The sequence below is a fragment of the Pseudomonas sp. 3MAES_34.3B genome, assembly GCF_058145875.1.
The window spans coordinates 2,660,722-2,674,366 of the sequence record NZ_CM176960.1 but is presented as its reverse complement, the minus strand read 5'-3'; the positions used below and the strand labels follow the sequence as shown (position 1 = coordinate 2,674,366).

Annotated in this window: 12 protein-coding genes; 3 read left to right on the top strand and 9 right to left on the bottom strand. The window is 62.6% G+C overall.

Going from position 1 to position 13,645, the window contains the following annotated elements:
* The gene (gene zigA / locus AC3Z8Y_RS11915) at window positions 1–1,209 is read right to left on the bottom strand and encodes a zinc metallochaperone GTPase ZigA (protein ID WP_490089871.1); all 1,209 of its coding nucleotides are present in this window, start codon (window positions 1,207–1,209) and stop codon (window positions 1–3) included.
* A gap of 162 nt (window positions 1,210–1,371) precedes the next feature.
* On the opposite strand from zigA, the gene AC3Z8Y_RS11910 reads away from it, so the two are divergent.
* Window positions 1,372–2,232: an urea carboxylase-associated family protein gene (locus AC3Z8Y_RS11910; protein WP_490089870.1), complete on the top strand. Its 861-nt coding sequence runs from the start codon at window positions 1,372–1,374 to the stop codon at window positions 2,230–2,232.
* Window positions 2,233–2,286: 54 nt separating this feature from the next.
* Here AC3Z8Y_RS11910 and AC3Z8Y_RS11905 read toward each other — a convergent pair whose 3' ends face one another.
* From AC3Z8Y_RS11905 to AC3Z8Y_RS11880, 6 genes are all read right to left on the bottom strand, one after another.
* A complete protein-coding gene (locus AC3Z8Y_RS11905) occupies window positions 2,287–2,541 on the bottom strand; it encodes an AbrB/MazE/SpoVT family DNA-binding domain-containing protein (protein WP_490089869.1) in 255 nt (84 codons plus the stop codon).
* Between the two features lie 120 nt (window positions 2,542–2,661).
* Window positions 2,662–3,831: a PAS domain-containing sensor histidine kinase gene (locus tag AC3Z8Y_RS11900; RefSeq protein ID WP_490089868.1), complete on the bottom strand. Its 1,170-nt coding sequence runs from the start codon at window positions 3,829–3,831 to the stop codon at window positions 2,662–2,664.
* Window positions 3,832–4,638 (bottom strand): alpha/beta fold hydrolase, encoded by an 807-nt coding sequence (locus tag AC3Z8Y_RS11895; RefSeq protein ID WP_490089867.1) that lies wholly within the window; start codon window positions 4,636–4,638, stop codon window positions 3,832–3,834.
* A gap of 81 nt (window positions 4,639–4,719) precedes the next feature.
* On the bottom strand, window positions 4,720–7,227 hold the full coding sequence (locus AC3Z8Y_RS11890) for a M10 family metallopeptidase C-terminal domain-containing protein (RefSeq protein ID WP_490089866.1): 2,508 nt from the start codon (window positions 7,225–7,227) through the stop codon (window positions 4,720–4,722).
* A 118-nt stretch (window positions 7,228–7,345) separates the two neighbouring features.
* Window positions 7,346–8,671, bottom strand: coding sequence for an APC family permease (locus tag AC3Z8Y_RS11885; protein ID WP_490089865.1), 1,326 nt, complete (start codon window positions 8,669–8,671; stop codon window positions 7,346–7,348).
* 80 nt (window positions 8,672–8,751) lie between these two features.
* Window positions 8,752–9,573 carry a carbon-nitrogen hydrolase family protein gene (locus AC3Z8Y_RS11880; RefSeq protein ID WP_490089864.1) on the bottom strand — a complete coding sequence of 274 codons (822 nt, stop codon included), beginning with the start codon at window positions 9,571–9,573 and terminating at the stop codon, window positions 8,752–8,754.
* Between the two features lie 131 nt (window positions 9,574–9,704).
* Here AC3Z8Y_RS11880 and AC3Z8Y_RS11875 point away from each other — a divergent pair, with 131 nt between their 5' ends.
* A complete protein-coding gene (locus AC3Z8Y_RS11875) occupies window positions 9,705–10,517 on the top strand; it encodes a helix-turn-helix transcriptional regulator (RefSeq protein WP_490089863.1) in 813 nt (270 codons plus the stop codon).
* Between the two features lie 29 nt (window positions 10,518–10,546).
* Here AC3Z8Y_RS11875 and AC3Z8Y_RS11870 read toward each other — a convergent pair whose 3' ends face one another.
* The gene (locus tag AC3Z8Y_RS11870; protein WP_490089862.1) at window positions 10,547–11,464 is read right to left on the bottom strand and encodes an alpha/beta hydrolase; all 918 of its coding nucleotides are present in this window, start codon (window positions 11,462–11,464) and stop codon (window positions 10,547–10,549) included.
* A 118-nt stretch (window positions 11,465–11,582) separates the two neighbouring features.
* Entirely contained in the window at window positions 11,583–12,602 is a 1,020-nt protein-coding gene (locus AC3Z8Y_RS11865; RefSeq protein WP_490089861.1) for an alpha/beta hydrolase, read from the bottom strand.
* Between the two features lie 139 nt (window positions 12,603–12,741).
* Between AC3Z8Y_RS11865 and AC3Z8Y_RS11860 the strand changes: the two genes are divergently transcribed.
* A complete protein-coding gene (locus AC3Z8Y_RS11860; protein ID WP_490089860.1) occupies window positions 12,742–13,635 on the top strand; it encodes a LysR family transcriptional regulator in 894 nt (297 codons plus the stop codon).
* Window positions 13,636–13,645: the final 10 nt, after the last annotated feature.

The window sequence follows — 13,645 nt, the reverse complement described above, 5'->3', positions numbered from 1 at the left end:
TTACTCGAATGGGTCCTCTATGCCTCGCCAACCCTCGGGGCCGGCTGCCATCTCAACATCGGTCAGCAGGCAGCTGTCCAGCAGATGGGTAAGCGCACGCTCGTCCATGCCGATACCGATCAGCACCAGTTCCTGCCGGGCATCACCCACCGCGCTGTCCCATAGCGCTTCGATGGCCCCGCGCTCTTGGGCTGCCGTGGGCCACTGCTCCTTGGGCACGGCAGCCCACCACAGCCCGGCGGGCCCATGCCGGCAGATGGCACCGGCCTGTGACCATTCGAAGGCCTGTTCCGGGCGACTGGCCAACCAGAAAAACCCCTTCGAGCGCACCACGCCGGGCCATTCCTGGTTGATTGCAGCGTGCAACCGCAGAGGATGAAACGGACGGCGTGCGCGGTAAATGAAGCTGCCTACACCGTAGGTGTCGGTTTCCGGCAGGTGCTCGCCGCGCAAGGTCTTGAGCCACCCTGGCGCCTGAGTTGCTTGGTCGAAATCAAACAGGCCCGTGCCGAGTACGCGGTTCAATGCAACCTTGCCGAACTGTGCGGTTTCGATACTCGCCCGGGGGTTCAGCCGTTGCAGGATCGCCTCCAGATGCTCGCGCTCAAGGTCGGTGACCAAGTCCAGCTTGTTCACCACAATCACATCGCAAAATTCGACCTGCTTGATCAACAGATCGACCACCGCACGCGTGTCTTCTTCACCCAGAGCCTGGCCCCGCGCCGCCAGGTCGTCTTCCGACCCGTAGTCACGCAGGAAGTTGAACGCGTCCACCACCGTGACCAGCGTGTCCAGGCGAGCGACATCCGAAAGCGAACGGCCGTCTTCGCCGGTAAAGGTGAAGGTTTCCGCGACGGGCAAAGGTTCCGAAACACCTGTCGACTCTATCAGCAGATAGTCGAAGCGGCCCTGCCCCGCGAGCTTGGCGACCTCTATCAGCAAGTCTTCGCGCAAGGTGCAGCAGATGCAGCCGTTGCTTAGTTCCACCAGACTTTCCTCGGTTCGAGAAAGCGCCGCCCCGCCTCGCACCAAAGCGGCATCAATATTGACTTCAGACATGTCATTGACGATCACCGCCACCCGCCGCCCGTCGCGGTTAGCAAGGATATGATTGAGCAACGTGGTTTTACCTGCCCCGAGAAAGCCCGACAGCACCGTTACGGGCAGGCGGGCGTCAGTGGGGGGTGAAGCAAAGGCAATCGGGCGCATGAACAGCTCCAGTGAAGTGGCACTGGAATGTTATGTTATAACTATTAATTGTCAATACGTGCTCGTTTGTGGGCCCGCCCATCAAGCGCTCGCAAGCGCCCGCGGGGCCCGTTACAGTAAGCCGAACGCCCTGCCCTTTGCCTGATCACGCGAGACCTTGCCATGAAAGGACATTCCACTACCGTCGTGCCCCTGGACGCAGCGGCGCGCCGGGCGATCAAGCCGGTGATCTGCTACCCGGTCGATAGCCTGCCCCGGCCGCACTTGCCCAGTTATCAGGCCCTGAGAAGCACGCTCAGGCTGGTCGAAACGGTAACCGTGGCACCTCGCAGCGCCGCTACCTGGTCAGTACCCGCCGGGCATTTCTGCCGCATTGTTTGCACAGAGGGCCCGCAGGTGGGCGACCTCAACCTGTTCAATGCGCATAACCTCACCGAGCGGTTGTATACCGGTAAAACCCGCGCGCTCAACGGTACCCACGTGGGTGTGGGCGACCAGCTGTTTTCCAGCTTCCCCTACCTGCGACCCATGGCGACCATCACTCATGACAGCCTGGACTGGTATGGTTTCGATGAGTACGGCGGTGCGGTCCATGATGTGATCGGCACCCGCTGCGATCCCTACACGCATAACCTGCTCAGCCATGGTGGCCAGTATCATTACTGCTGCCATTCCAACCTGACTCGTGCGCTGGCAGGTGCCACGGGCCTTGCGCTGCGTGAGGCCGAAGCCCATGTGCACGATGTGCTGAATGTGTTCATGTGTACCGGGTTTACCCGGGATACGGGGCAGTACTTCATGAAAGCCAGCCCGGTACGCCCGGGTGACTATCTTGAGTTCTTCGCCGAGATCGACTTGTTGGCCTGCATGTCGGCGTGCCCTGGGGGGGACTGCTCCTCCGAACACTCCTCCGATAGCGTGGCGTGCTACCCGATGAAGGTCGAAGTGTATGCCGCCGCGTCGCTACCGGAAGGCTGGGTACCGCCGGCGATCAATGGCTATGACCGGACGCATGGGGTGTAAGGGCTGCGGGAACAGCCAGGGGAAGAACGTCTCCTCGGTTGAGCCTCCCACGTTTCATACTTCACGCCCGACAGATTGCGTTGCGTCCCACTCGGCGAGTTCCTCGGGCTCCGCTGCTGTCAAATCACACTGAGCCATCAGGTCAGCCAAGCGGTAGTGAGGTTTGGCTTTTACAGGCTTGAGGGTCAATGCTTCGGGGGATACGTCAAGCACCAGGACATCTCCGCTGGCCAAGCTCATTTGCTTGAGTATTGCAGCGGGGATACGGATTGCTGCACTGTTGCCCCATTGCTGGATCTCGATTTTCATAAAGCCTCCATAAGGCGGCCTGTGGTAAATAGCCCCAAAGCCAAGCACAAGGAAAAGTAGATACATTGTATCTACTTGGACCACTTCACTCGAACTTGAACGCTTGCCAGAAATCCCAGGCTAATCCCGCCTCACCGGCAGGGTAGCGGTAAACAAGGTGCCGCTGCCCTCCTCGGAGGCCACCTCCACTTCGCCGCCATGGGCGCGGACGATTTCCCGCACGATGAACAGCCCCAGGCCAACGCTGCGCGCGTCTCCACGGTCCGATCCTCGGCTCATGGCGTCGAACAGCGTGGCCCTGGCTTCAGCTGGAATGGCTGGCCCCGCGTTGTGTACGGACACCCGTAGCTGTTGCGCGGTGACTTCAGTGGTCACCCGCACGGGCTCGCCGAGGTCACCATATGCAACGCTGTTAGCAACGAGGTTGGCCACCAGTTGGCGGACCCGGTCCCCGTCGAACAGTGCCATGCCCTCGCCGCTTTGCCGATGTTCAATGACCGCTTGCGTAAAGGCAATCCGCAACTCGCTCACTGCGCTGGCCACCACCTGATGGATATCCGCGTGTGTAGGGCGGATACGGATACCCTGCCCCACGCGCACCAAAGTGAAGTCGAGGAAGTCTCGGATCAGCCGGTCGGCGCGTTCCGCAGACTGGGTGATGAGGTTGGCCAAGGCGTGCTGGCGCTCGACGCTTGGCGAGCGCTTCAGCAAATCCCCCGCCATTAGAATCGCCGCCAGCGGCGTCTTCAGGTCGTGGCTGGCGATGGCAACCATCTGCTCCGCGGCCAGCGCCCGGTCCCGCGCCATTTCATAAGTTTCCTGCAACTCATCCCGAGCCTGGCGCAGCGCGGCTTCAACGTCAGTTTTCGCTTGCAACGCCAGTTCGGCAGCCGTGCGTGCTGCAAGGATCTCCCGCTCGTAGCTGTCGCGGTCGGCCATCTCGAAAAATGCCAGGTGATGATAGGAGGCCCCGTCGCGCTCGCTCCGTACACCGTTGATCAACATCACCACTCGCTGCCTTTCCCCATTGAGGACTTCGAGCTTCACCTCGCGCACCGAACCCTGGATTCGCATCAACGGCAACCAGTGTGTCTGGTGGAAGATCTTTCCGCCGATGGTCAGCAGGTCCTGGAAGCGCCGCCCCACAAGTTGCGGTGCTTCGTAGCCCAACCCCTTGAGAAAGGTACCGTTGGCGTGCAGGATCTCGCCATTCTCGCGGGTCACCAGCAACCCGCAGGCCGCTTGGTCGAACAGGCTATCGGCGCCCAGCGGGTTGTCACCTGGCTCCATTCAGCGCAACGCCAAGGCCGACAGAAACTGCCGCATGGCCACGCCACACTCATCCGCCGCGCTCATGTGTGGGCAATGACCCACATTGTCGAGCACGCACAAGGTGCTGTTGGGCATCGCTTTGTGCAGGTATTCCCCAACACCCGGGGGCGCAATGATGTCCTCGGTCGACTGCAGGATCAGTGTGGGTGTTTCCAGGCCCTCGACGTCGGCGCGGTTGTCTGAAAGGAAGGTCACCCGAGCGAAGTGCTTTGCGATCTCGGGGTCGGTGCGGCAGAACGCATTGGTCAGCTCTTCGCTCAAGGCTGGTTGCCCCGGCGCGCCCATGATCACTGGCGCCATGTTGCTCGACCACCCCAGGTAATTGCTTTCGAGGGTTTCCAGCAATTCCTCGATATCGGCGGGCTCGAACCCGCCGTAGTACCCGGGTTTGTTCATATAGCACGGGGACGGCCCGACCATCACATGGGCCGCGATCACGCCTGGCTTGGCACGGTCCGCCAGCACCCCGATCATCGCACTGACCGAGTGGCCCACCACAACGACAGGCCCCTCGCCGAACTGTGCGATGAGCTCGTTCAGGTCCTGGGCATAGCCTTGCAAATGCCCGTATTTGAGGCGGTCGTAGGCCGAAAGATCAGAGCCACCGGCGCCCACCAGATCATAGGTAATTACCCGGAACTGCTTGCTGAACCCGGGCGCCAGTTGCCGCCACATGCTCTGATCGCAGCCGAACCCGTGCGAGAACACGAGCGTTACCGGCCCATCGCCGCTTACCTGTACGTTATTGCGACGCTCGAAATCCATCACTGCACTCCCTCTGGACAGGCGCAGTTTGAAGGCTTGCGTGCAACGGCACAATACACAGCGGCGCAGGAAGCTGGCCTGCTACGCGGGTTGCGCCGCAGCTCCAAGCAAATGGAGGTCCGCGGTAGGCTCTGGCTGCGCGAACACGAAATTATCAGCATTCAACGAGCTGGCGATCTCTCCGGCCCAGCGGATCTCGAACAGCCGCCCTTGGGCATCGGCATCCAGGCTGCGCAGGAAGGTGCGCCCGGAGTCTTCGACCAAGGTAAGCGTGCCGTCATGGCCATCACCCAGGCCGGTGTAACCGAGCGCAGAAACGTCCACACGGTCATCGTGGGCCGAGAAATTGTTCAGGGTGTCGGTGAACACCTGCCCAAGCCGGTAACTGTCACTGACCTGGGTGTACACGAAGGTGTCATCCCCGGTGCCGCCGTCCAGCGCGTCGGAACCGCCGCCGCCTACCAGCGTGTCGTTGCCGACGCCGCCAAACAGGCGATCCTTGCCCTCCCCGCCGCGCAGCACGTTATCGGCCGACGTACCGGTCAGGGTATCGGCTCCCGAGGTTCCAAACACATTGTTGTCCAGCCAATCGGGCACCGTGCTGGGCCGGCTGCCGTAATCGTGGGCGAACACGATGCTGGTATCTGCCAGTGAGGCTTTTTGCACGCCCTGCAGCAACACTTCGAAGTGCAAGCCACTGGCATCGCTGTCCAGGGATTTGAGCACGGTTTTCGTGCCGTCCGCGCTGGTCACCAGTTTGAGGGTAGTGCCATGGCCATCGCCCAACCCAGTAAAGCCCAAGGCAGAGACATCGATCTGATCACCTGCGGTGGCGCTGAAATCCACCAAGGTATCTCGACCCTGGGTGCCATTGGCCACGTTCGCCCGCAGGCTGTCGCTCAACTGGCTATACACAAAGGTATCGGCCCCGGCGCCGCCGGTGAGTGTATCGCCGCCGGCATCGCCGTAAAGCAGGTCGTCCCCGCCTTGGGCCAGAATGCGGTCGCGCCCTGTGTCGCCATGGAAGGTTTCCGCCGTGTTGGCACCATTGAGGGTATCTGCGGCCCCTGTTCCGCTCTGCTCGCCCTGCAGGTTGGCAGCAGTAAAGCCAGACAGGTCACCCTGCAATACCAGTTCGAACCGATTACCGTCGGTGTCTGCGTCGAGGTTTTTCAGGTAGGTCACGTCCCGTGTGGCGTCGTACACCAGCCGCAGCGTATCGCCATGACCGTTACCCAAGGTGCTGAACCCCAGCGCGGTGAGGTCGAGCCGGTCCTCGCTCAGGTTGAAATCGGTGATGCGGTCAGCATGGCTCGCGGTACCGTCCCGATAGCTGTCGCTTGCCAGGGTGAACCGAAACACGTCGGCGTCCGCGCCTCCGGTGAGCACATCGGCGCCCCGACCACCGTCCAGCACATCCTCGCCCTTCCCGCCTTCGAGGCGATCGTTGCCAAGGCCGCCGTGCAACTGGTCCCGTACTATGGTCGCGCCAAGGCGGTCGGCGCTGTCGGTACCGTAGCGAATCACCCAAGGGGCATTACCACGGGCCACGCTGTCTTCCCCGGCCGCCACGATGGGCGCCACCGAATGGGTCACGATGTTGTCGGCAATCAGGTTGTCGTGGCCCACCTGGTAGCCTTCGGCGATGCCGTAATAGGCGTAGCGGCCGCCGTATACCAGGTTGTGGGTCGCTGCAATATTGATCGCCGTGATCGTTTCGTTGCCGTTCCAGCCATCGATGTTGATTTCGACCCCGGAAAATTCATCCTGAGCGTTGTCATGAACGATGTTCAGGTCGATCACGCCGTTGCGCGAGCCGTCGCTTTCGATGCCGTAATTGGTGTTCTCGAACACCTCTACGCCCCGCACGGTGTAGCCGTCCACTTGCAGCGTGTGTATGCCTTCGCCTCCATTGCCCTGCACATTGCCACCGTCGACCAGCAAGGCATTGGTGGCACCGTCGGTTTCATACAGCAGAACGCCGTCCTGGCCGTTACCCACGGCGTCGCTGTCCAGCAGCTTGAGGTCGCCGGCCAGATGGAAACCCGCCGCACCGTTGCCAAAGGCCAGTGAATCCTGAATCACACCCTCGGCCTGGCCCTCGGCAAGCATACCGTCCTGGCTGTTGAGGCGGGCCTCGGCATTGCTGACCAGAAACGAGCCCGTGGTACGCAGGTCGAAGCCCACACCACTGGCCTCGCGCACTTCAACGGCCGCGATCGTCACGTTGTCGTGGTTGCCGCTCACCCAGCCATTGACCGTGCCTGTGTTGTTTTCCCGGTTGCCATCAAGGGTCAGCTCGCTGGCGCCGGCGTTGTCGCCGTTGTTGAACACCAGTGCCGTGGCACCCGCTGCATCGTCGGCCAGTTCGATGATGCTTGCGCCAATGCCGGCGCCTGTCAGCCGGGTGTTATCGCCTAACACAAGGCAGCGACCGCTGGCACCCGGGGACACTACATAGGTGCCCGGGCCGATGTAGACGTCGCCCCCGTTCACGCCCGCGGCGTCGATGGCCGCCTGGATCGCCGCGGTGTCATCCGTTACGCCATCGCCCACCGCGCCATAGTCTTTCACGTCAAACGTAGCCATGTGCTTCTCCCGTCGCGCCTGGCGTTCGTGGTGAAGGATGGGTTACGAGTCGAACGGTGCGCGTGGGTTTACGGTAGCTGATGGCCGCCGATGTGCCTCAAAACCGTGGGCCCGGGGGTCAGGTCGCTTCCTGGAAGTCCATTTCCGGCGGCTGCCGACGGAACCCGCCCGTGAGCCACGCCAGCCAGCCACAGCCTAGCACCAGCCAGCTTATGCCCAGAATTATCGCGGCGCGGTCGAGGCTTACCATGAGCCACAGGTCCGCTACCAGCCCGATCAATGGGCACAGCAGGAACAGCACCGCTTCTCGAGCGCCGCGGCGGGTGCCACCTATCCAGTAATGGAAGATCACCGACAGGTTCACCAGGCTGAACGCCAGGAACGCGCCGAAATTGATGAACGACGTGGAAGTGGTCACGTCCAGCTTCAGTGCCAGCAACGCCACTACCGCGCACAGCAGGATGCTGCTGACCGGCGTACCGAAGCGCTCGCTCAGCCTGCCGAACACCGATGCCGGCAGCACACCATCGCGGCCCATGGCATACAGCAGCCGGGAGCCACTGGCCTGCGCCGATAACCCCGAAGCGAACTGCCCCACCACCAGGCCAATCAAAAAGACCGAGACGAACACGTCGCCTCCGATGTTCCGGGCGATCTCGTAAGCCGCGGCGTCGATGTTCTCGAACTGTGCGCCCGGATGGGCCAGTTGGACGAAGTACGACACCCCCACGAATATCAACCCGCCCGCCAGCGTGATCAGCATGATGGCCCTGGGGATGGTGCGGCGCGGGTCGCGCGTTTCTTCGGTCAGGGTACTGACCGCGTCGAAGCCCAGGAAGGAGTAACAGGCAATGGCCGCGCCGCTCATGATGAGCGGCATTTGCAGATTGCCGCTGGTGAAAGGCGCCAAGGACCACAGCGGCGTATGCCCATCACCGCCTATATAGTGGATACACAAGGCCACGAAGGCTGCCAGCACCAGGAACTGCACCAGCATGAGCAAGGCATTGACGGTATTGGCCAGCTTCAAGCCAACGATATTGATCGCACTGGTGACCACGATGAACGCCAGCACCCACACCGGTTGCGGCACCGACGGAAATGCCGAGCCCAGGTAAGCCGCGCCAATCAGCCAGATCGCCATGGGCAGGAACAGGTAGTCGAGCAGCACAGCCCAGCCTGCGATAAAGCCCAGCCTGGGGCTGATGGCCTTGCGCACATAACTGTAGGCCGAGCCCGCCACGGGAAACGCCGCGGCCATACGGCCATAGCTCATCGCAGTAAAGAACATGGCAATCAGCGCAGCCAGGTAGGCTGCTGGCACCTGGCCATCGGTCGCCTGGGCAAGAATGCCGAAGGTGCCGAGCACAATGATAGGGGTCATGTAAGCGATGCCGAACAGCACCACCGCCCCCAGTGAAAGGGTACGTTGCAAACGAGCCATGAGCGACCACTCCGGATTTATAGGTTTTATGGCAGAGGTAAAGTACGGCGCAACAAACGTTCTTGTTCTGAGAAAAGCGGTTATGCCTGGGGGATCAGCAACTCACGAAGGCCGCCGGGATGCTCGATCACCTGCCCTGGCAGCCGCAGCCGCTGGTCGTGCAGGTAGCGGTAGTCCCGGCGCGCCGCGGCCAGTTGCGCGACGTCCAGCTCCACCGCGAAGCACGTCTGGTCGCGGCCGGCTTCATGGAGCAGCGTGCCGAACGGGTCGACCACTGCGCTGCCGCCGGCGAACACCAGCGCTCCATCTCCTTCGCCTACCCGATTGACCATCAGCGCAAAGGCCTGATTTTCCTGAGCCCGCGCCATGATCGCGGTGCGATGTACCGGGCCGTAAGGGTCCATGTTGCCGTTGGTGACAATGATAAGCTCAGCCCCCAGCTGGGCCAGGGCCCGGGCCGATTCCGGGAACTCGATGTCGTAACAGATCAACAGGCCTACCCGCACGCCATTCCACAGGCAGGTGGCGAAGCGGTCGCCGGCGCTGAAAACCCCACGGTCGGACGCCCACAGGTGGGTTTTGCGATAGCGCAGTGCAATGCCTTCAGGGGTGATCAGCACTGTGGTGTTATAGAACTGGCCCTTGTCGCTTTCCGCCAGGCCAATCACTACCGAAACCCCGCGTTCCCGGGCGGCGGCTTGCACGGCAGCCACCGTGGGGCCATCCAGCGGTTCAGCCACGTGCGCTACGGTTTCCCGGGACGGAAACCCCATCAAGTGCGTTTCCGGGAAAACGATCAGCTGTGTGCCAGCGCTGCATTCAGCAATCGCCCGCAAGGCCTGGGCAAGGTTGTGGGCGGTATCGTTGTCCTGCCCTGCGAGTTGGGCGAGTTCGACCTTCATGGGTGCTCCTCAAGGTTCTTGTGCTTGCCCGCCGCAAAATGCTGGCCGGCGGGCGGCTGTGCGGGCAGTATGCGCATCAGCGCGGGCCAGGGGGTATTCCGCAGCTGGGGTAACCCATCAGGGGTAGAACGATGACAGTCACGCTTCAGGACATGGCATGGCACCGCTCGATCGCGCAATTGATCGAGGGCCTGGACCGCCCGAACTTCTGGGCACAACTGGTGCGGCTGATTCAACAGCACGTGCCCTTCGATAGCTGGGTTGCGCTGCAATTCAGCAGTGCCGAGCGCCCGTTGGTGTTCGCCGAGTGCCCTGCGCAGGATGGCAGCCCCGACGAACTGTTCCAGGATTACCTCCATGGCCTGTACCTGCTGGACCCCTTCTATATCGCCAGCCGGGAGCGCCCCCACAGTGGCCTGTTCCGCCTGGCCGAGGTGGCGCCCGAACACTTTGAACTGACGGAGTACTACCAGCGTTACTTCTGCCTGAACGTGGTCGCCGACGAGGTGCAATTCAACTGCCAACTGGACCCGGACCGCACCCTGTGCCTTTCATTGGGCTGTACACAACGCTTCAGCCCTGAACAGATCGCCTTGCTGGCAATGATCCACCCATGGGTAGTTGCACTGTTGCGACAGCGAATGCCCTTCGAGGTGAGTGAGCCGGCTGCCCTATTGGCCGCTCCCGTGCCCTGCGCAGACAGCTGGCGAGACCGGCTGGAAGCGTCGGTGCAACAGAGCCGCGGCGCCCAGCTCACCGCGCGGGAACTGGACGTGGGCCGGCTGATGCTCAGCGGCTGCTCCAGCAAGGAAATTGCCCGCAAGCTGGACATTTCCGCGGAAACCGTGCGGGTTCACAAGAAGCACATGTACAGCAAGCTTGGCATCAAATCGCAGTCCGAGCTGTTTTCCATCTTTCTTCAAGCGCAAAACAGGAGCAGCTGACCCCAGCGGGTGCCTCGTGAGGCCTACCGTCAGCGGCAAGCTTTCACGAACGCGGCCGCCTGGTCCAATGCCTGTTCGCCCATGCGGCCGTTGCAGGCTTCCTTGAAAAACTGCACGAAGCCGTGTTCCACCTCCGGGTACAGCGTCTCCTGCGCAGCAACCCCTGCCTCTTGCAGCTTCAGCGCGTACGCGCGGCCTTCATCCTTGAGGGGGTCCAGCCCGGCGCTGATCACCAATGCAGGTGGCAAGCCATGCAGGGCTCCCCGCAGCGGCGCCACCAGAGGGTCATGTCGCTGCTGCGCCGGGCCTGGCACGTAGCACTGCAGCGTGAGCTCCATCGCCGCCCGGGTGGGGAAATACCGGTCACCCAACGCAGCCCAGGAAGCGGTGTCGCCGATGCCGTCAAGGTTGGGATAGAACAACACTTGCCCGGCAATGCCTGGCCCGCCCCGCTCCCGGGCCAGCAGGCACACCGCCGCCGCCAGGTTGCCACCAGCGCTGTCGCCGCACACGATCAGGCGTTGTGGGTCACCCCCCAGTTCCTGAGCGTTGGCTTTGAGCCAGGTCAGCGCAGCGAACGTATCCTCCAGCGCTGCCGGAAAGGGCGCCTCGGGGGCCAGCCGGTACGCCAGTGACATTACCAATGCGCCGCTGCGATTGGCCAGCGCGCGGAGCATGACGTCGTGGGTGTCGAGATCCCCGCAGATGAAGCCCCCGCCATGGAGGAACAACACCACGGGCCTGCAAGGTTCGGATGGAGGGGTAGAAGGCACGTACAACCTGGCTGCCAAGGCCTGCTGCAGATGCGCCACCGGGATGTCCATGTCCCGCACTTCGGCCACCGGGTCCGGCACGCCGGCCCTCGGGATCATTCCCCGGTAACTGGCGCGCCCCTGCTGTGCGTAAGCCAGCAGGTCAGGGTTGGGTTGGTAAGTGTTGGCGGGCATCAGGCAACAGCTCCTGGCAAATGATCGGCCCGCGACCATAGCCACTGGAGCTGCAAGCCGCAAGCCAAGCCCCCTCAGCTTGCAGCTTGCAGCTTATGGCTTGCCGCTCGAAGGCCACTCAAAGGTGGGCTTTGAGCTCGTTTGCAGCCTGGCGCATTGCAGCCTGTACTTCTGGCACGTCGCTCAAGGGGTTGAGCAGCCCGTAGTCATGGATCATGCCGTTGTAGCGCACGGCGGTAACCGGCACCCCGGCGGCGTCCAGCTTGCGAGCATAGGCCTCGCCTTCATCACGCAACACGTCCAGGGCCGCGGTTTGTACCAGCGCAGGCGGCAGGCCCTTGAGCTGTTCGGTGGTAGCACGCAGGGGCGAAGCGTGGATGTCGGCGCGTTGAGCAGCGTCGGTGGTGTAGCTGTCCCAGAACCACTTCATCATGTTGCGGGTGAGGAAATGCCCTTCAGCGTATTGCTGATAGGAGCCGGTGTCGAAGCTGGCATCGGTCACCGGCCACAGCAGCGCCTGGAAGCGCAGCTTCGGTGTGCCCTGTTCCTTGGCCATCAGGCTTACCACCGCAGCCATGTTGCCGCCCACGCTGTTACCTGCGACCGCCAGGCGGCTGCCGTCCACGTTGATCTCGCGGCCGTGCTCGGCTACCCAGCGCGTGGCCGCATAGGCCTGGTTGATGGCCGTAGGGAAATGCGCTTCGGGCGAGGGGGTGTAGTCCACATACACCGCTACCGCGCCAGAGCCCACCACCAGGTCATGGATCAGCCGCGCATGGGTCGGGTAGTCGCCCAGCACCCAGCCGCCACCGTGGAAGAACATGAACACGGGCAGCGCCCCTTTGACACCGGCCGGCCTTACCACGGTCAGCTTGATCGACTGGCCGCTGGCCTCGATACGACGCTCGCTCACCTCCGTGCCGCTCAGGTCCACCTTCACGGAATTCTGCGCGCCAGTCAGTACGGCGCGGGCATCCTTGGGCGACAGCTGCTCCAGCGGCTTGCCGCCGCCTGCATTCAGGGCATTGAGGAAGGCCTGGGTACGCTGATTCGCAATGGCATCGGGCTCAGCGGCGAAAGCGCTGCCAATGGACAGGGCGAGTACGGTGGCGGTGAGGCTTTTGCGCAACAGGGTCATTGAGTATCTCCTTATAGTGATGAGGCGCCAGGGCGGTTTCGGGTGATCGCCGCGGCATGGGTGTACTTTAGGGCTAGCGCAGCGGAGCAACAATTCCCTAGAATCAGGACTTATTGATTCCAGTTTAGGGACAGTGTTGATGGACCGTATTGAATGCATGCGCGCTTTTGTTTCAACCGTGGATGCCAACGGTTTTGCCGCAGCGGCCCGGGCCATGCGCGTTCCCCGTTCAAAGGTGAGCAAGCAGATTCAGGCACTGGAGGAAAACCTTGGGGTACAGCTTCTGCTGCGAACCACCCGTAGCCTGCACCTGACCGAAGCCGGCGCCGAATACTACGAAGCCTGCCGCGAATTGATCGCCTCGCTCGATGAAGCCGAGCAGCGCGCGCGCAGTGGCCTGGCCGAAGTGCAAGGGGTGCTGCGGGTGAACGCGCCGATGTCGTTCGGGCTCACCCAGCTGGGGGCGCTGCTGCCCCGCTTTCATGCGCTGCACCCTCGGCTGGAGCTGCAGCTGGTGCTCAGTGACCAGCAAGTCGACCCGATCAAGGGCGGCTTCGATGTGACCATCCGCATCGCCAGCCTTGCGGACTCCTCGCTGGTAGCGCGCCAGTTGGCGCCTGCGCCGCGGGTGCTGGTGGCCTCCCCTGATTATCTGGAACGCACCGGCACGCCGCTGCACCCCAGGGACCTGGCCGGCCATGCGTTCCTGAACTATGGCTACCTGCAAAGCGGCGTCACCTTGCAGTTGACCAACGGGCGGGAAACCCAGAACGTGCATGTAACCGGCCCGCTGCATGCCAACAACGGGGACCTGCTGGCCCAGGCCGCCGAGGCCGGGATGGGCATTGCCCTGCTGCCTACGTTTATTGTGGAGCAGGCGTTGGGCCGCGGTAGCCTGGTGGCCATGATGTGCGAGTGGCAGGCACCGCCGATCTCCATCAACGCCGTGTACCCCACCGCGCGCCGGGTGCCGATGAAAACTCGCGCGTTTCTCGATTTCCTGAAGAACGAACTGGGTGGCAACGCTGCCTGATACGCTAGTG